The sequence below is a fragment of the Pseudomonas sp. SWRI81 genome (genome assembly GCF_014268545.1).
GTDB classification, from domain to species: Bacteria; Pseudomonadota; Gammaproteobacteria; order Pseudomonadales; family Pseudomonadaceae; genus Aquipseudomonas; species Aquipseudomonas hamedanensis.
On sequence record NZ_JABWQS010000007.1, the window covers coordinates 116,081 to 133,614 of the forward strand.

The 17,534-nt window shown below is 62.0% G+C and carries 13 protein-coding genes; 5 read left to right on the forward strand and 8 right to left on the reverse strand.

Annotation, left to right across the window (positions count from 1 at the left end):
* Genes HU765_RS07035 through HU765_RS07050 form a run of 4 tightly spaced genes read right to left on the reverse strand, consistent with a single transcriptional unit; the run spans position 1 to position 7,746 of the window.
* Positions 1–4,575: an alpha-2-macroglobulin gene (locus HU765_RS07035; protein ID WP_186619521.1), complete on the reverse strand. Its 4,575-nt coding sequence runs from the start codon at positions 4,573–4,575 to the stop codon at positions 1–3.
* Entirely contained in the window at positions 4,572–5,222 is a 651-nt protein-coding gene (locus tag HU765_RS07040) for a DUF1175 family protein (protein WP_186619522.1), read from the reverse strand. The genes HU765_RS07035 and HU765_RS07040 overlap by 4 nt, the downstream gene beginning before the upstream one ends.
* Positions 5,207–6,919 (reverse strand): DUF2138 domain-containing protein, encoded by a 1,713-nt coding sequence (locus HU765_RS07045; RefSeq protein ID WP_186619523.1) that lies wholly within the window; start codon positions 6,917–6,919, stop codon positions 5,207–5,209. The genes HU765_RS07040 and HU765_RS07045 overlap by 16 nt, the downstream gene beginning before the upstream one ends.
* A 35-nt stretch (positions 6,920–6,954) precedes the next feature.
* Entirely contained in the window at positions 6,955–7,746 is a 792-nt protein-coding gene (locus HU765_RS07050) for a DUF2135 domain-containing protein (RefSeq protein WP_186619524.1), read from the reverse strand.
* 276 nt (positions 7,747–8,022) lie between these two features.
* Between HU765_RS07050 and HU765_RS07055 the strand changes: the two genes are divergently transcribed.
* The 5 genes from HU765_RS07055 to HU765_RS07075 all read left to right on the forward strand — a co-directional run bounded on the left by HU765_RS07055 (position 8,023) and on the right by HU765_RS07075 (position 14,556).
* Positions 8,023–9,156: a Fic family protein gene (locus tag HU765_RS07055; protein WP_186619525.1), complete on the forward strand. Its 1,134-nt coding sequence runs from the start codon at positions 8,023–8,025 to the stop codon at positions 9,154–9,156.
* 233 nt (positions 9,157–9,389) lie between these two features.
* On the forward strand, positions 9,390–9,632 hold the full coding sequence (locus tag HU765_RS07060) for an exodeoxyribonuclease VII small subunit (protein WP_003228627.1): 243 nt from the start codon (positions 9,390–9,392) through the stop codon (positions 9,630–9,632).
* Positions 9,629–10,516 carry a (2E,6E)-farnesyl diphosphate synthase gene (gene ispA, locus HU765_RS07065; RefSeq protein WP_186619526.1) on the forward strand — a complete coding sequence of 296 codons (888 nt, stop codon included), beginning with the start codon at positions 9,629–9,631 and terminating at the stop codon, positions 10,514–10,516. The genes HU765_RS07060 and ispA overlap by 4 nt, the downstream gene beginning before the upstream one ends.
* Before the next feature lie 91 nt (positions 10,517–10,607).
* Positions 10,608–12,506, forward strand: a complete 1,899-nt coding sequence (gene dxs, locus HU765_RS07070; protein WP_186619527.1) for a 1-deoxy-D-xylulose-5-phosphate synthase — start codon at positions 10,608–10,610, stop codon at positions 12,504–12,506.
* A 166-nt stretch (positions 12,507–12,672) separates the two neighbouring features.
* Positions 12,673–14,556, forward strand: a complete 1,884-nt coding sequence (locus tag HU765_RS07075; protein WP_186619528.1) for a TonB-dependent receptor — start codon at positions 12,673–12,675, stop codon at positions 14,554–14,556.
* Between the two features lie 138 nt (positions 14,557–14,694).
* Here the strand turns inward: HU765_RS07075 and HU765_RS07080 are convergent, their stop codons facing one another.
* The 4 genes from HU765_RS07080 to HU765_RS07095 all read right to left on the reverse strand — a co-directional run bounded on the left by HU765_RS07080 (position 14,695) and on the right by HU765_RS07095 (position 17,510).
* The gene (locus tag HU765_RS07080) at positions 14,695–15,495 is read right to left on the reverse strand and encodes a cobalamin-binding protein (protein WP_186619529.1); all 801 of its coding nucleotides are present in this window, start codon (positions 15,493–15,495) and stop codon (positions 14,695–14,697) included.
* Positions 15,495–15,914 carry an MFS transporter gene (locus tag HU765_RS07085; RefSeq protein ID WP_186546754.1) on the reverse strand — a complete coding sequence of 140 codons (420 nt, stop codon included), beginning with the start codon at positions 15,912–15,914 and terminating at the stop codon, positions 15,495–15,497. Before HU765_RS07085 ends, HU765_RS07080 begins: the two co-directional genes overlap by 1 nt.
* Positions 15,911–16,528, reverse strand: a complete 618-nt coding sequence (gene ribA, locus HU765_RS07090; RefSeq protein ID WP_186546753.1) for a GTP cyclohydrolase II — start codon at positions 16,526–16,528, stop codon at positions 15,911–15,913. Before ribA ends, HU765_RS07085 begins: the two co-directional genes overlap by 4 nt.
* A 244-nt stretch (positions 16,529–16,772) precedes the next feature.
* Positions 16,773–17,510, reverse strand: coding sequence for a transporter substrate-binding domain-containing protein (locus tag HU765_RS07095; protein WP_186546752.1), 738 nt, complete (start codon positions 17,508–17,510; stop codon positions 16,773–16,775).
* Between the last annotated feature and the right edge of the window lie 24 nt (positions 17,511–17,534).

Sequence of the window (17,534 nt, forward strand, 5' to 3'; positions counted from 1 at the left end):
TCAGTTGACCGTGACCTGACCGAGGGCGGCTTTCGCTTCCTGGGCCTGATGCTGCGGTGCGTAAACCTGACTGAAGCGCACCGGTGGCAGGTTGAACTGACCTTTCTGCGAGAAGCGCACCAGATGGCGCAGGCGCAATTCGCCGCTCAGCGCATCCACCGGCACCGCGTAGGCCAGTTGCCCCGGTTCGAATTTCGCTTTCTCCAGCGCAGTCGGTTCGGTGCCGTCCTTGCCCTGCAATTTGATGCCCCACGTGGTGCGTTCAACATCGGCGCCGGGCGGCAGCGGCACTTCAAGCATGCCGTAGCGCAGGGGTTGCGGCGCTTTGCTGGTGAGGATCACTTCGTCCAGGTACAGGCTGTCGCTGAACAGCGGCTTGCTGCCGACCGGCTCGAGTTTGAAGGTGAATGCTTCGTCACCCGGCACCAGTCGCGACAGACGGCGGGTGACGGTCACGGCCATCGGATCGCTTGGCGGCTGTTGAGTCTGGAAACTTAGCGCCGCGCGCAACGGACGCTCCTGCGTGCCGGACACGGTCAGCACGCTCGGCTGCGGCGTCGCGCCCTGCCATGTCCAGTACATCTCGCCGCTGGCACCGTAATTTTTCTTCCAGCCTTCACCGGGCATCAGCGCGATGGTCGGCGACGCCTGGGCGATGCTGCGTTGCAGCCAGGTCAGCGCCAGTGCCCGCTCCAGCGTCGATTGCTGCGGCAGCAGACGTTGCAGCAACGCCGTCGCGCGAGCTTGATCGAACGGCTGCAGCGACAGGTTCAGCGCTTCGACAAACGGCTGCGAACTGACCGCCAGACGTTGTTGCGCTGCGCCCAATTGACGATTGAACGCATCTGGCAAGGCGACTTTCGCCTGCGTGGCCAACGCAGCGGTCAGCACCCGTGCCGCCGCCAGCCCCAGCGCCGAATCCGGATCGTTCATCACCAGACTTTCCCGGCCATCGTCGAGCAAGGTCTCGGCGCTACCTTCACCCGCCTTGGCCAGATCGCCGATCAGACCACTGAGCAACGTGGTCACCGGCAACTGCATCTGTTTGGCGAACGACAGAATCAGCGCCCGCTGCAGCAACGGCGTGTTCGGCGCCTGCTTGGCGTAAACCTCCAGCACCCGCTGCCAATGCTCCGGCGGCAGGGACAGGTCGAGTACGCGGCTGGCGTTCCAGTCGGCGTAATAGGCATACGCGGTGAGGAATGCATCCGGCTCGCCGTCGTAGCCCCACCAGGTGAAGCTCGCCGACGGCCCGGCCATTTGCACCAGACGCAGACGGCTGTTTCGCATGATCAGGCGCAAGCGATCACGAATCTGCGGATTCGAGGCCAGCGATGGGTAGGCGATGCTCAGCGGTAGCAAACGGCTGGCCGTCTGTTCGACGCCGCCGTACGGGTAGCTGAGCAGATCGTCGAGGGCCGAACGGAACAGCGCTTGCGGGCTGTCGTCCAGACGCAGGCGAATGTCCGTGGCATCCGCCGGCAGATTCAAAGGCGTGTCGCCGCTGACCACATCGAGGCTTTGCGTCTGGGTCATTTGCCAGCCATCCCCAGTCGCGCTCAAACGCACGGCCAGGGCATCGGCGACTTTGCCGTCCTGCACCAGTTGCGCGGTCCACTCGCCAGAGGCCAGAGCGAACGCCGGCAGTGGCAGGTAATTGATGCCGCTGTTCAGGGTCACCGGCAGGCGCTGTTCGGCACCCGCGTAGTGAGTGACCAGCTCAGCCTTGACCGGTTTCTCGGCCTGGCTGAAAGCAAACACGCCCAGTTGCGGCTGATCGCCCTTGCGGAATTTGCTCGGCCCGCTCCATTTCAGGTACAGCGGTTTTTCCGAACGGACGAACTGTTTCTTCTGCCCCACTTGACCGTCATCGGCAATGGCGCGGGCGGTGATGCGCCAGCGGGTCAGCGAGTCCGGCATCTTGAAGGTGAAGCGGGTTTTGCCGTCGGCGCCGGTCAGCAACTCCGGTTGCCACGCAGCGGTGTCGACGTCTTCGCGACGCGGCCGCTCCAGCACTTTTACTCCGCGCTCGCTGCGATTGGCTTTGCCCGGCGCGCCAGGGCTGCCCGGCAGCGCCACGTCGTAACTGATGAACGACAGGCTGGCGCTGGTGCGCACGTTGTTACGCCGTGGGTGATAGAAGAACTGGTCGATGGTCGGCGCGACTTCCGGTTGCAGCGCGTAGACCATTTCATCGACCACGCTGACGGTCAGGTGCGCGGGAATGGCTTTGCCGGCGAACTGAGTGGTCAGATCAATCGTAACGGTGTCGCCCGGCAGGTACACCGCTTTGTCCGTGCTGATCGCCACATCAATTTGCGGCGCGACCACCTTGATCCCGGCGTTCTGGAAGCTGTATTGGCCGCCCTTGGTATAGAGCACCGAGAAGATCAGGTTGGGTGCGAAGTTGTCCTTCACCGGGATGCGTGCGCGGTATTGAGTGTCGCTGAGTTTTTCCAGCTTCAGCCAGTCGCCGCCCTTGGCCAGCAGCGCGGTGGCTTCGACCTTGTCGCGCTCCAGCGACAACAGTGCATCGCTGACAGGCTCGGGGAAGGTAATCAGCGCCAGCGCTTCTTCGCCGGCCTTGTATTCAGGCTTGTCGAGGACAATTTCCACCGTACCCGGCACCGCTTTCACACCGTCGCCAGTGACCGAATGGCCGGTGGCGCCGAGGACGCGGCCGTGTTGGTCCTTCAGCGTCAGGTTGTAAGTACCCGGACGCTCGAACGCGAGGCTGAAACCTTTGTCAGTCGCGGTGAGTTTGCCTTCGCCCGTGCTTTGGTCCTCCAGTCGAACCCAGCCATACGTACTCGGGGCAACCGCTTTGCCCTGTTCAGTGCCGCCCTCGTTGGCATAGCTGAACGCGACCTTGTCGCCGACTGCGCTGAAACGCTGTGGCGCGCTCAGGCGGAAACTCGCGGCGCCTCGGTCGATGAGGATTTCCTTGGTGGTCTTGACCCGATACGCCGCGCCATCGCTGGCGAACACGGTGAGCATGTAGCGGCTCGGTTTATCCGCCGCTGGCAGGTCGAGGCTGGCGTTGCCTTTGCTGTCGGTGGTCAGTTCGGTGCTGCTCAGTTCCACCGGGAATTGCCCGAGGTATTGCAGTTCGTTGTCGACCATCGACAGTTGCTGAGCGCGCAGGCCCAGCGTCAGCTTGGCGTTGGCCACCGGTTTGCCGTCCGGGTAGAGCAGCACCAGACTGCCTTTGACCGGCTCACCGGTGCGGTAATCCTGCTTGGCCAGGTTAAGCGAGATTTCAAAGTGCGGCTTGATGTATTCGGCCACGCGAAAGGCACTGCTGTAGGCCTGATCCTTGTAGTTGAACCGGATTTCGTAACCACCGGCCACGGCGTTGTCCGGCAACTGGAACCGGCCCTGCGTACCGGCCTTGGAGTCCAGCTTCAGGTCGAGGGTTTGCAGCTCGGTGCCGGTGGCATCCAGCACGCTGACGCTGACATCCGCCGCGCCCGGCAGCACCGAATCACGCGCATTCTTGAACTCGCGACCGACGATTTTCAGCGATACCCAATCGCCCGGACGATACAGCGGGCGGTCGGTGAAGGCATAGAGTTTGGTGTCGTAGATTTCGCTGTCGTAGTAGAAGTTTTCCGAGACGAACACCCCGCCCTCTTCGTCCTCGCCGATGACGAACGAGCGCTCTGGGCTGACATGTTTCAGACGCAGTAGACCGTCGGCATCGGTGGCACCACTGCTCATCACGCCGAGGCCATCGGTCCACAGCACATTGACCTTGGATACCGAACTGCCCTCATGTTTGCGTGCGGCCCAGACCAGCAATTCATCGCCGGCAATCTTGCTCACCGCAACGGTGTTGGAGACGAACACCATAGTCGTCGCGCGGTACTTGCCGATCAGTGCTTCGACCAGGTACAGCCCCGGTTTCAGGTTGCCCAGCGGGATGTAAACGTTCCCGGGAGCAACGCTGACAAAATCACTCGACGAGCCGGCCAGATTGACCCCGGCCGGCGGCTGGATCGGCTTGGCCTGCCACAGCGGATAACGGAACTGGCTGACCACCGGCAGACCCGGAATCAAGGCGAATTGCGGCTGAGCGTCGTACGGTGTCGGCGCGACCATGGCGTCGCCCATCTTCAGTTCCGGGACTTCTTCAGTGACTTGTTTGCGCGATTCGTAAGAGAACGCACGCTGCATCACCCGGCGGGATTTGCGGTACCAGTTGTCCCACAGATACGCGAGGGTATTGGAGAGGCCTTCGCCCTTGAACTGGCCGTCACTGACGACGCGGTGCAGATTCTTCTGGCGCTTGAGAAAGTCCAGCGGCTTGTCGATGCGATATACGCGAATGTCGGCGCCGCCGTAGGGTTCCATGCGAAAGCGCCGGTAATCGCGACCCGGCGCTTCAAGCCGGACCATCGCCTGTTCATCGCTGGCAAAACTGCTGTCGGCGAGCAGAAAGAAGCTTTCGCCGGACACCGGCGTGTAGCCGCTGGGCTCGACCGAATCGTCGGCATTCACGGTCGCCAGTGGCAGCAACAGCGCCAGCAGCAAAGGGATTCGGGAGCAGAGTCGCAACATGCGGGCACCGGTCATTGGGAGAGAAAGTTGAGTCGATAGACGCCGATGAAGTTGGGGTTGGCTGCGTCGGGTATCCATCGGGTGTCCTTCCATGTCATGAGTTGCTGCAGGCTTGCCGAACGCATGCCGTTGTCAGTGGGGGTGGTGGTGCCGGTGTGATAGGCGATGTAGCGACCCATCCAGATCATCAGGTGCTGGTCGTCGCCCTGATCAAAAAACATCAAGTCACCGGGCCGCGCCTGCGACACATCGCGGCCGACCAGATGGCTGTTGAACTGGATCAATTTGATCGCGTTGACGTAGGGCCCGACCTTGCCGCCGCCCTGCTGCCACTGTTGCGCGAGCTTGCGCTGCTCGTCGCTCAGCGACAGCTCCGGCGGGAGATAGCGGTTGGACAGGCCATTGCTGCGCAGCCATTTGTCATCGTGGACTTTCAGCGCTTCGTTGGCAGCAAAACGCACCAGTCCCGCGCAGTCCTGCTGATACCAGCGTGGGCTCGGACCCTGGCTCAGTTGTTCCTGGGCGATGCGCACGAACCAGGCGCGGAACACCTGCGACTGCGCAGGATCGAGCGCCGGCGCTTCCACCGCGCGGGCACCTGCGCTCAACAGCAGCGCGAGCAGGCCGAGGCTGCGGATCAGTGCGGTCACAGCGCTTTCCATTCCAGTGGCAACCATTGCCAGTGACCGTCAGGCTCGCTGCCGTCGGGCAAGGTCAGGGCATATTTGCCGTAGCCGCCGAGGGTGCGCAGTTTCGGCATCAGGTAAGTTTGCGCGGCGTTATAGAACACCGGTTCCATGTCCTGCGGCAGGCTGTCGAGAGTTTCGCGCTGCATCAGTTGCGCCATTGCGTCCGGACCGAAGTAGATCGGCATCAGCACATCTTTGGGCAACACGTCGGCCATCGGCGGGAAGCGCTTGTCGAGGGTGCCGAGGGCTTTGTCGACCAGCTTGTCATCGAGGGAAAACAGCAGCGTCGAGCCGTGACGGGCGAGGCTGACTTTCATGAACGCGCGGCCGCTGATGGCGTCCGGGTTCTCGGCAGTCTTCGCCGCATACGGGCCGAAACTGGAGCTGACCTGACGCTGCCAGACGTGGCTTTGACCTTCTTGTTTCTCAACCACCGGAAATACGTTTTCGGCGACGTTGGCCTCGAACGCGCCAACCATCGAGCCGAACAGTTTGCCGAGGTCGCCGTCGAGCTTGCTGCTGTCCTCATCTTTGAGACTGGCAACCAGCAACGGCGTGTACAGTCGCGAATCGGCGTACCAGCACAGGCCCGCCGCGCCGGCCACGTGTTCGGTGAGTGTCTGCGCCACGGCTTCTTCGGCGCCGAGCTTGATCAATATCGGCTTCTGCGGCTCGGCCGCCACCGGCAGGGTCACGCAGGCGCTTGCGCCCAATGGCATCGCTTGCCAGACCGGTTGAAAATCGAAGTCCGGCTGGTTTTCCAGCTCATCCATGGCCAGGTAGCTGTGCCAGCCCTTGTCGTCCATGTCGAAACGCAGCCCGGCGAAATTCGGGATGAAGCGCTGGTAGCCCATGGCAAGGACACTGGAATTGACCGACAGGCGCTGCTTGGTTTCCGGGCTTTTCGCCGGCAGGCCGAACGCTTCGGGGAAAAGTTTTTCGCCGTTGAGCAGCGCCTCCAGCGCTTGCGCCGAGACGTGGCCGGGCTCTTGCGACACGCCGCTCTCCGGGTCGTAGTACTTGGCCGGATTGGACAGCACCACCAGTTTGTCGCCGCGGGACGCGAACAGCAGTGATTTACTGGCGCTGTAGCTGAGCTGATACAACGACACCTCGTCACCGCCCACCTTGAGGCTGGCGAAGACGCTGAGCTGGGTGTCATCCAAAGCGACTTTTGCCAGCGGCTCGAGCAGCTTCGCCAGCCCGCCGCGATCCATCACCAGCAGAAAATCCTTCAGGCGACCATCGGCGCCACGCCACAGCGCGACGTCGGCCGGTTGATCGAAAAGCTGCTCGATCAGGCTGTCCTGCAACTTCAGGTCATGCTCGTAGACGATCCGGCGCAGGCTGCCGATCAGGCCGAGGCGATCGGCGTGGGTTTCGTAATAGAAGACGAAGTCTTCAGTCAGCGTAGCCTTGAGGAACGGCACCGTCAGCAGGTCCTTGGGCAACTGGCTCAGCGAGCGGGTTTCGAGCAAGGCGTCTGGACGGCTAAGGCCAAGCTTGTCGCTCGCAAGTTCCGCTGGCGGCGCCTTGGGCTTGAGCAGCAGCCAGCCGAAACCGCCCGCCACGCCGGCCACCAGGCACAGGCCCAGCAGTACCAGCGGCCAGCGCCGCGAAGGTTTGGCTGCGGGTGTCGCGGCAGCCTGGGTCACAGTGTTATCGCTCATGTTCACAACATCCGAGTTCATCCGTGGCGGGATGCTTAATAGTTGAAAGTCTTGACCAGCAGCAGATCACCGATCGCCCGCAGGGGCACGATGAAGGTTTCGCGTTTTTCGTCGACGGTGTTTTCGTTGAGCACCAAGGTGATTTGCGAGGTGATCACCTCGTTCTGGTTGCTGGTCTCCTCGAAGTTATAGCCGCCGTTGCCGAAGTTGCCCCAATAGTTGACGTAGACCAGATAGGTGCCGTGCAACGGCGCGGTCATGCTGAACATTTCAGGGCCGGGGCCGTCGACGCCATCCGGATCGAGACCGCCGCCATTGCTCAGCGCCGGCCGCGCCCAGAACGCATGCTGGCCATCGGGGGTGACAATATGCAGATCCAGTTCGGCTTTCGGATCGTCCCAGCCCAGGACCAGACGAATCCGCGCCGGCGTGCGCAGGTTATTGGCTTCGTAAAATTGCACGCGCTTGAGCGACTGACCGTCGGCGCTGATCACTTCGACGCTGTTGGAACCGGCGCCGAACGCGTACGGCCGGGCAAAACGCCCCTGATCGTCGGTGTACAGATTCAATGGATTGCCGTTTACGGCGAGGCTGTGCGGCGGGCGGATGTGCCCGATGGCCTTGAGCTGGCCCTGGATCATCGTGCGATTGCGCTGAATGCCGCGATCGATCGGCGGCGTCGGATAAGCGACCTGCGGGTTTTCCGAGCGATCAAGCAAGCCGTGATAGCGCCAGCCGCCGACCGGCCCGGACAATTCTGCAGTCGGCGCCGCCCACAGCGCAGGCGCGCAGGCGAGGCCGATCAGCAGCAAAAGAAATGAACGCATGTGACGCCTCCTGCCATGCCTTGAACGAAACCTTGCACCCGATCCTCGGCGCTTCACAGCGGTGAACTGCGTTTCGTCTGAATAGCCCGAGACTGTCGGGCCGTAGAAGGCGCGAAGATTAGCGATTCAGCAGTTTTTTAACAATCGGATACAGGTGTGATTGCTGTAGGAACTGCGCCGCCTGGTAGACGGTGAGCCGAATAGCCGGCATATTCGGCTCACCAAATGAGCCGAATAGCGCTTTTATTCGGCTCATGCATGTAGGAAAGGTGATTGATGACCGCGCACTGGATCTGGCAACAACCCGATTGGCCCGACTTCAACTGGCAAGCCGAGCGCCTCGCCCCGCTGCTGCGCGAGTGCGTGCAGACGCAGGGCCGACTCCTGGGAATGGCCGGCTCGGTGGGCGATTCGATGAGTGCACAGAGCCAACTCGATGCGTTGCTGCAGAACATCGTGACCTCCTCCGCCATCGAAGGTGAACAACTGAATGTCGGCTCCGTGCGCTCTTCGCTGGCCCGACGCCTGGGTCTGGAATGGGTTGATCGCGAGAGCGTCAGCCAGCGTAGCGAAGGGTTGGCGCAGTTGATGCTCGATGCCACCCACGGTTTCGACGAGCCGCTGACCGTTTCACGATTGCTGGAATGGCACACATGGCTGTTCCCGGCCGAGGAAACGACGTTCAGCGCCCGATCGATGCTCGTCGGCACCTTGCGTGGCGACGAGCCAATGCAAGTCGTGTCTGGACGCCTCGACCGGCCAACGGTTCACTTCGAGGCGCCTTCGCGCCAAGGGCTGGAACAGCAACTTGAACGTTTTTTGAACTGGTTCGAAGCCAGCCGCAATCAGGTTTCGCTGGATCCGCTGCTACGCGCAGGCATCGCCCATTTCTGGTTTGTCACCCTGCACCCGTTCGATGACGGCAACGGTCGTCTGACCCGCACCGTCACTGATCTGGCACTGGCTCAAGGCGAAGCGCAGGCGATCCGCTTCTACGCCATGTCCGCCAGCATTCTTGAGGATCGCGTCGGTTATTACCGGATTCTGGAGTCGAGCCAAAAAGCCACGCTCGACATCACCGAATGGCTGACGTGGTTTTTAAAGACCTTGCTGCACAGCCTGCAGCAAGCCATCACTCGGATAGATTCGGTATTGGGCAAAACTCGCTTCTGGCAGGCGCACCGCGAATCCGACCTTTCAGCGGAGCAGATCAAAGTGCTCAATCGCTTGCTCGACGGCGGTGAGCGCGGTTTCGAACAGGGCCTCAGCGCAGGGCAATATCAAACAGTTGCGAAGGTGTCCAAAGCCACCGCGACCCGGCATCTGGCGGAGTTGCTGGAAAAAGGCTGCCTGCAACGTTTGCCCGGCGGCGGACGCAGCACGCGTTACAAAATCAACTTTCCGGATTGATCACCTACCCTTGTGGCGAGGGAGCTTGCTCCCGCTGGACTGCGCAGCAGGCCCCGACCGCCAACCACGGTTCACCTGTTGATCGCGGTGGCTGGTTTTGGGGTCGCTGCGCAACCCAGCGGGAGCAAGCTCCCTCGCCACAGGGATAAGCCGCGGCAAGGCCCGCTCATTTGCCCATACCCCCCCTATCTGCTAGTGTCGCGCCGGTTTAACGTCTACCGGAAATTGCCGCCATGGCCCGCAAAAAAGCTGCACTGGATTTCGAACAGTCCCTCGCCGACCTGCAAACACTGGTCGAGCGTCTGGAGAACGGCGAATTGTCGCTGGAAGACTCGCTGACCGCTTTCGAGCAGGGTATCGGCCTGACCCGTGACTGCCAGGCGGCGCTGGCGCAAGCCGAGCAGAAGGTGCAGGTGCTGCTGGAGCGCGATGGCGAGCTCGCCGAGGAACCCTTCGACGCGGAACAGCCAGAATGATTGCAGCGTATTCGGCGACCAGTCAGGCCCGGGTCAACGCGGCGCTGGAGACCTTGTTCAACGCGCCGCTGCCGGAGCTGGCGCGGCTCTACGAAGCCATGCGCTACAGCGTGATGAACGGCGGCAAACGCGTGCGTCCATTGTTGGCTTACGCGGCGTGCGAGGCGCTCGGCGGCCAGGCCGAACAGGCCAGCGGCGCGGCATGCGCGGTCGAGTTGATCCACGCCTACTCGCTGGTGCACGACGATCTGCCGGCGATGGATGACGACGATCTGCGTCGCGGCCAGCCAACCACGCACAAGAAATTCGACGAAGCGTGCGCGATTCTCGCCGGTGACGGCTTGCAGAGCCTGGCCTTCAGCGCCCTGCTCGACCCGCGCCTGAGTGATTGCCCCAGCGATATCCGCCTGCAAATGGTGACTGCGCTGGCGCAGGCCGCAGGCCCGGCGGGCATGGTCGGCGGCCAGGCCATCGACCTCGGTTCGGTCGGCCTCAAACTCGATCAGAAAGCGCTTGAACAGATGCACCGGCACAAGACCGGCGCGCTGATCGAAGTCAGCGTCAGACTCGGCGCCTTGGCCAGCGGGCACGCCGGGGCCGATCAGCTTCAGGCGTTGCAGACCTATGCACAGGCCATCGGTCTGGCGTTTCAGGTGCAGGACGACATCCTCGACGTCGAAAGCGATACCGCCACGCTCGGCAAGCGCCAGGGCGCCGACATCGCTCGGGACAAGCCGACCTACCCGGCCCTGCTCGGCCTCGACGCCGCCAAGGCTTACGCGCTGGAACTGCGCGATCAGGCGCTGCACGCCCTGCGACCGTTTGACGCGGCAGCCGAGCCGCTGCGCGAGTTGGCCCGGTATATCGTCGAGCGGCGCAACTGACGGCGTATCGGCCAAAAAAGACCAACGCGTGGGCAGGGGACGATGCATCAGGTAAACTGCCGCATCTTTTATACCTATAACGATTCGCCTGATGCCCACGACGTTTCATGAGATTCCCCGCAAGCGCCCGACCACGCCCCTGCTCGACCGCGCGAACACGCCGGACGGCCTGCGCCGGTTAGGCGAAGCCGAGCTGGAAACCCTGGCCGATGAGTTGCGCCTGGAATTGCTCTACACGGTCGGTCAGACCGGCGGGCATTTCGGTGCCGGCCTGGGCGTGATCGAGCTGACCATCGCGCTGCATTACGTCTTCGACACGCCGGACGACCGGTTGCTGTGGGACGTGGGTCATCAGGCGTACCCGCATAAAATCCTTACTGGCCGTCGCGAACGCATGGGCAGCCTGCGTCAGAAGGACGGCATCGCCGCTTTCCCGCGTCGCTCCGAGAGCGAGTACGACACCTTTGGCGTCGGTCATTCCAGCACCTCGATCAGCGCCGCGCTGGGCATGGCGATTGCCGCCCGCCTGCAAGACAGCGAGCGCAAGGCCATCGCCGTGATCGGCGACGGCGCACTGACCGCGGGCATGGCCTTCGAGGCGCTGAACCATGCGCCGGAAGTCAACGCCAACATGTTGGTGATCCTCAACGACAACGACATGTCGATCTCGCGCAATGTCGGCGGGCTGTCCAATTATCTGGCGAAGATCCTTTCCAGCCGCACCTACGCGAGCATGCGCGAGGGCAGCAAGAAAGTCCTCTCGCGCCTGCCCGGCGCCTGGGAAATCGCCCGTCGCACCGAAGAATACGCCAAAGGCATGCTGGTTCCGGGCACGCTGTTCGAAGAACTGGGCTGGAACTACATCGGCCCGATCGACGGCCACGATTTGCCGACCCTGATCGCGACACTGCGCAACATGCGCGATCTCAAAGGCCCGCAGTTCCTGCACATCGTCACCAAGAAAGGCAAAGGCTTCGCGCCGGCGGAAGTCGACCCGATTGGTTACCACGCCATCACCAAACTCGAACCGCTGGACGCCCCGGCCGCTGCGCCGAAGCAAGCCGGCGGGCCGAAGTATTCGGCGGTATTCGGCGAGTGGCTGTGCGACATGGCGGCGGCTGACGCTCGTCTGGTCGGAATTACCCCGGCGATGAAGGAAGGCTCGGATCTGGTGGCGTTCAGCGAGCGCTTCCCCGAGCGTTATTTCGACGTGGCGATTGCCGAGCAGCACGCGGTCACTTTCGCTGCTGGCATGGCCTGCGAAGGCGCGAAACCGGTGGTGGCGATCTATTCGACGTTCCTGCAACGCGGTTACGACCAGTTGGTGCATGACGTCGCCGTACAGAACCTCGACGTACTGTTCGCCATCGACCGCGCCGGTCTGGTCGGCGAAGACGGCCCGACGCACGCCGGTAGCTACGATCTGTCGTACCTGCGCTGCATCCCGGGCATGGTCATCATGACCCCGAGCGACGAAAACGAACTGCGCAAAATGCTCACCACCGGCCACCTTTACAACGGTCCGGCGGCGGTGCGTTACCCGCGCGGCAGCGGCCCGAACGCGCTTATCGACAAAGACCTCGAGCCGATCGAAATCGGCAAGGGCCGCGTCCGTCGCCAAGGCAGCAAGGTCGCCATGCTGGTGTTTGGCGTACAACTGAGCGAAGCCTTGAAAGTCGCCGAGAAGCTCGACGCCACCGTGGTCGACATGCGTTTCGTCAAACCGCTGGATGAAGCGCTCGTGCGCGAGATTGCCGGTAGCCACGAGTTGCTGGTGACCCTCGAAGAAAACGCGATCATGGGCGGCGCCGGCGGCGCGGTCAGCGAATTCCTCGCCCGCGAGAACATCCTCAAGTCGATGCTGCATCTGGGCTTGCCGGATATCTACGTCGAGCACGCAAAACCGGCGCAAATGCTCGCCGAGTGCGGCCTGGATGAAGCCGGGATCGAAGCGTCGATTCGCCAGCGGCTGGACTTGCTTAACCGTTAAGTCGGAAAACACACATCTCCTGTGGGAGCGGGCTTGCCCGCGAAGGCGTTGGCACATTCAACATTGATCTTGAATGTGCCGGCCTCTTCGCGGGCAAGCCCGCTCCCACAGTGTTTTGTGGAAACAGAAAGTTTTGTGTACACCTGAAGTTTCTCACGGATCAACGATGAACCTCTCGCGCCTCGCCCTGCCCTTGCTCCTGCTGCCAACCGCCAACGCTCTCGCCGACACCTTCGAGCGCGATCAGGCGCTGAAGCTCCCCGACACGCTGATCAGCGCCAACCGCCAAGTCGAGGCGCGCAACGACAGCAGCGCCGCCAACACCGTGTTCACCCGCGAAGACATCGACCGCCTGCAACCGAGCAATGTGCCCGACCTGCTGCGTCGCGTCCCCGGCGTGCAAGTAGCGCAGACCGGCGGGCGCGGCAGTTTGCCGGGCGTCTACATTCGCGGCACGCAATCGGCGCAGAGTCTGGTACTGGTCGATGGCCAGCGCATCGGCAACTCGACGTCCGGCGACAGCAATCTGCAGCACCTGAACATCGAGCAGATTGAGCGCGTCGAAGTACTGCGCGGTTCGCGCTCGGTGATTTACGGCAGCGATGCGATTGGCGGGGTGATCCAGATTTTCACCCGACGTGGCAGCGAACCAGGCTTGCAGCCGCGCCTGCACCTCGGCTTCGGTAGCCAGCAGACTTGGGAGCGCAGTCTCGGATTATCCGGTGGCGATGAGAAAACCCGTTTCAACCTCGGCGCCAGCCTGGATGAGACTGCCGGGATTGATCGCACCCATGAGTCGTACCCGAGCGATGGCGATCATGACGCCTACCTCAACAAATCCCTCAGTCTGAGCCTCAGCCACGCGCTGACCGAGAACATCGAAGTCGGCGCCAATCTGCTGGATAACCGTGGCAAAAGCGAATTCGACAATCCGTTCGGCCGCTTCGACATGGCCACATTCGAGTCTGTGCAACAGCAGCCGTACAGCGATTTCAATGTCAGCAGCCTCAGCAGTTATGTCGATGCGCGGCTCAACGAAATTTGGAAAACCCGCGTCGAGCTCGGCCATAGCGAAAACCGCGAAAAGACCTTCGACAAGCTCAGCGACGAGCGCACCGTATTCAACACCTACCGCGACTCGGTGAACTGGCAGAACGACCTGACGCTCGACGCACGCAACAGCCTCATCCTCGGCGGCGACTGGTACGAAGACCGGATCAACAGCAGCACTGCGTTCGACGAGAACAGCCGCTGGAATCGCGCGGCGTTTATCCAGCATCGTTATCAAGCCGACAGTTTTTCCACGGAACTGGGTCTGCGCCATGACGACAATCAACAATTCGGCAGCCAGAACACCTGGAGCGGCACCTTCACCCTGCCGCTGAATCCGGACAATGACTTGCTGCTGAGCTACAGCGAAGGCTTTCGTGCGCCGACCTTCAACGACTTGTACTACCCCGATTTCAGCAACCCGAAGCTGAAACCGGAAACCTCGAAGAGCTACGAGCTGCAATGGCGCAGCCAGTTGAGCGACAGCGCGCGCCTGGAAGCCTCGATTTACCGCACCGACCTGGAAGACGCGATTATCTTCGGCAGCAACTCACGCCCGGAAAACGTTGCGTCGGCAAGGATCAACGGCTTTGAGGCGGCGCTGAAGCAGGATTTGTTCGGCTGGCAGAGCAATCTCGGTGTGTCGATCATCGATCCGCGCGATCGTGACAGCGGCCATACCTTGGCGCGACGAGCACGGCGTACGGCCAGTTGGGATCTGGATCGGCAGTTTGATCGCTTGGGGCTGGGCGCCAGTTGGCAATTGGTCAGCGGCAGTTACGATGATTTGAAGAACACCCAGTCGCTGGGCGGCTACGGCACGCTCGGACTGCGCAGCAGTTGGGCGCTGAACCGTGAGATCAAGCTCGACTTGAAGGTGGATAACTTGCTGGACAAGGGTTACAGCCGGGCGAATTACAGTTATGACGGCGGACAGTATGGCTATCGCGAGGAAGGCCGGGCGTGGATGTTTGGGGTGACCTGGACACCTGAACTCTGATCCTTGATTTGTACTGGATTGACTGGCCTTTTCGCGAGCAAGCCCGCTCCCACAATGAATCTCGGTTGCACCTCAGATTCATGGTTGAAACCAATCAAATGTGGGAGCGGGCTTGCTCGCGAATGGAGGCGACGCGGTCTACCGGTCAGGCGCGATCAACCGGCAAAGCTTGGCCGTTGCCTCGATCATCTGACCACTCGGTCTTTCAAGACCTTTATCGCTGACCAGCAACAACCGCCCCTGCCTCACAGCCGCCACCTGCGGCCACACCTTCCACGCCTCAAGCTGCGCCTGATCTCCGGCGACAATCACCTCGGGATCGCGCTGCAACACCGCTTCCACACTCACTTGCGGCGCCGGCAATTTCAGATCATCGAACACATTGCGCGCCCCGCACACTTGCAACGCATCGCTGATGATTTGTCCGCCACCGACGGTATACAACGGCTTGTCCCAGACCTGATAAAACACCCGCAACGGCACGTCACGGCGATAGCGTTGGCGCAGGGCATCGAGTGTCTGGCGCAACTCGGCTGCGCGCTGGATTCCACGCTCAGGCCGACCGAGTTGTCGGGCAATGGCTTCGATCTGCGCGGTGAGCTGGTCCAGGGTGTGCGGCTCGGCGACGAAGGTCGGGATGCCCAGACGCTTTAATTGATCACGCTGCGCAGGACCGACGCTGCCGGGCCAGAGCAGCAACAGATCAGGGGTGAGGCTGAGCAAGCGCTCCATGTCGAGCTGGCCATAGCGACCAACAGAAGGAATATTGGCAATCGCCCCTGACCGTTCGCCAGCGTCCAGCACACCGACCAGCAGGTCGGCGGAATCCAGCTCAACGACGATTTCAGAAAGCGACGGTGCGAGGCTGACCACACGCAACGCGGCCAGCGCCGGGCTGCTCAGGGCAAGCAGCAGAATCGCCAGGCACAGACGGTGCATCAACCGAGTTGACGCGGAATACGGTAGAGGTAGAACAGCACGGCGGTGGACAACGCCAGCAGCATCAGCGGTACGGCTTCGAGACCGACGAACACCGCCAGAGCACCGATCCACGCGGGCAACGACGCCACCAGGAACGCCGTGCGCCGGCACGCCGCGAGGGCAATCCAGGCGGCGGGTTCATCGGTGGTATCGAGGGCTTTTTGCGTGGCGATCAATGCGTGTTTGTAGCGACCGAAGTACTTCAGGCTGACAAACATCGAGGCGACGCCGGCGATAAACAGGGGCATCGCCAGCACCGGCAGCAGGCCCTGGCCTTCGCCGAACAGCGCGTTGAGCACGAACAGCGGCAGCAGGGCCAGCGCCAGGTATTGCCACCAGGTCACCGACAACCGCCGCCGAACCTGACCGCGAGTCACGCGCGATCGACCTCGCCCTGATGCTCGTTACCCATCATGTGGTCGAGCTTGCTGGCCTTGGTCGCCAGATAGAGTTTGTTGTGCGGGTTATGGCCGGTGTGCAGCGGCACGCGCTCGGCGACGACGATGCCCATGTCAGTCAAGGCTTTGACCTTGCGCGGGTTGTTGGTCATCAGACGCAGGGATTTCACGCCCAAGTGCTCGAGCATCGGCAGACACATCGCATAGTCGCGCTGATCGGCAGCAAAGCCCAGACGCTCGTTGGCTTCAACGGTGTCGGCGCCGCCGTCCTGCAATTCGTAGGCGCGAATCTTGTTCAGCAAACCGATGCCGCGCCCTTCCTGGCGCAGGTACAGCAGCACGCCACGGCCTTCGCGGGCGATCGCCTGCAGGGCGGCGTCCAGTTGCGAGCCGCAGTCGCAACGCTGGCTGAACAAGGCATCGCCGGTCAGGCATTCGGAATGCAAACGGCCGAGTACCGGAGCGCCATCGGCAATTTCACCCAGGCTCAGCACGACGTGCTCGCGGCCGGTGCTTTCATCGAGAAACCCGTGCATGGTGAATTGCGCATAAGGCGTTGGCAGCTTGCAAGCGGCAACAAAGACGACAGGCACCGGTGTGCTCCTGATCTAAAAATTCTGAAAATTCGCAGGCCGGCATTGTAACAGCAGCTTCCTGCCGACGCTTAGGCTGAATTATCGGGCATAACGATCAAAAAGTTTGATGACAGACTGCCCTGCATCGGTCCCTTGTAGGAGTGAGCCTGCTCGCGATAGGGGTTGATCAGGCGACATCATTGTTGAATGTCAGTCCGCTATCGCGAGCAGGCTCGCTCCCACAGGGGATTTGTGTTGGGCTTCAGTTCGGGTTGAACGGATACGGCTGCTGCCACTTCTTGAAGATCGGCTTCAACTCCCCGCTCTTCACCAGTTCCGCCATACGCCGGTCATACAGCGCCATCAGCGCCCGGGCCTGTGGAGTGTCGGCGAACCCGAGAAACAGCGGCAATTCGGCCAGATGCGAATAACGATACTGAGCCGGGTCGGCGGCGTTGCGCACCACGGCTTCCACCTCGGTCAGCGCATCGATGTAGTAATCCGCGCGCCCCTGCTTGAGCATCGACAGAATGCCGCTACGCCGTTCGATCTGGTTGTAGCGTTTAATGTTCGGCAGGTAATTTTCATAGCGGTAACCGCGCACCCAGGCCAGCCGATACTGGCCCAGCGTGGCCGGGGTCGGCTGGGGATGACTTGCCAGGCCGAGGGCGTAGATATGATCGGAGTCGAAATGCCACTGCGGGTACAGGACGTGCTCGGCTTCGTCACGGTAGGAGCCGACCAGCGCGTCGACTTCCTTCAATTGCACCAGCCCCACCGAGCGCGTGTACGGGACCGTGCGCATATCCAGTTGGACCCCGGCCGGTTCGAACACCTTGCGCAACACGTCCCAGGCCAGACCATGGCCGTCGGCAGCCGTATAGTCTTCCCAGTCTTCGCTGGCCAGATGGATCACCGCAGGCAAAGGCGCGGCCTCCTGCGCTTGAGCAACGGCGCCCTGCACTACCAGCACCAGCAGCGCCAACCAATGTCGCACCATCAATCTGCCCCTCACTCAATCCTG

Excerpts from the sequence above, each read along its gene's own strand:
- HU765_RS07035 (WP_186619521.1), bottom strand. The coding sequence starts at position 4,575 with ATGACCGGTGCCCGCATGTTGCGACTCTGCTCCCGAATCCCTTTGCTG.
- HU765_RS07080 (WP_186619529.1), bottom strand. The coding sequence starts at position 15,495 with ATGCACCGTCTGTGCCTGGCGATTCTGCTGCTTGCCCTGAGCAGCCCG.
- HU765_RS07060 (WP_003228627.1), top strand. The coding sequence starts at position 9,390 with ATGGCCCGCAAAAAAGCTGCACTGGATTTCGAACAGTCCCTCGCCGAC.
- dxs (WP_186619527.1), top strand. The coding sequence starts at position 10,608 with ATGCCCACGACGTTTCATGAGATTCCCCGCAAGCGCCCGACCACGCCC.
- HU765_RS07055 (WP_186619525.1), top strand. The coding sequence starts at position 8,023 with ATGACCGCGCACTGGATCTGGCAACAACCCGATTGGCCCGACTTCAAC.
- HU765_RS07045 (WP_186619523.1), bottom strand. The coding sequence starts at position 6,919 with ATGAGCGATAACACTGTGACCCAGGCTGCCGCGACACCCGCAGCCAAA.
- HU765_RS07050 (WP_186619524.1), bottom strand. The coding sequence starts at position 7,746 with ATGCGTTCATTTCTTTTGCTGCTGATCGGCCTCGCCTGCGCGCCTGCG.
- HU765_RS07040 (WP_186619522.1), bottom strand. The coding sequence starts at position 5,222 with ATGGAAAGCGCTGTGACCGCACTGATCCGCAGCCTCGGCCTGCTCGCG.
- HU765_RS07075 (WP_186619528.1), top strand. The coding sequence starts at position 12,673 with ATGAACCTCTCGCGCCTCGCCCTGCCCTTGCTCCTGCTGCCAACCGCC.
- HU765_RS07095 (WP_186546752.1), bottom strand. The coding sequence starts at position 17,510 with ATGGTGCGACATTGGTTGGCGCTGCTGGTGCTGGTAGTGCAGGGCGCC.
- ispA (WP_186619526.1), top strand. The coding sequence starts at position 9,629 with ATGATTGCAGCGTATTCGGCGACCAGTCAGGCCCGGGTCAACGCGGCG.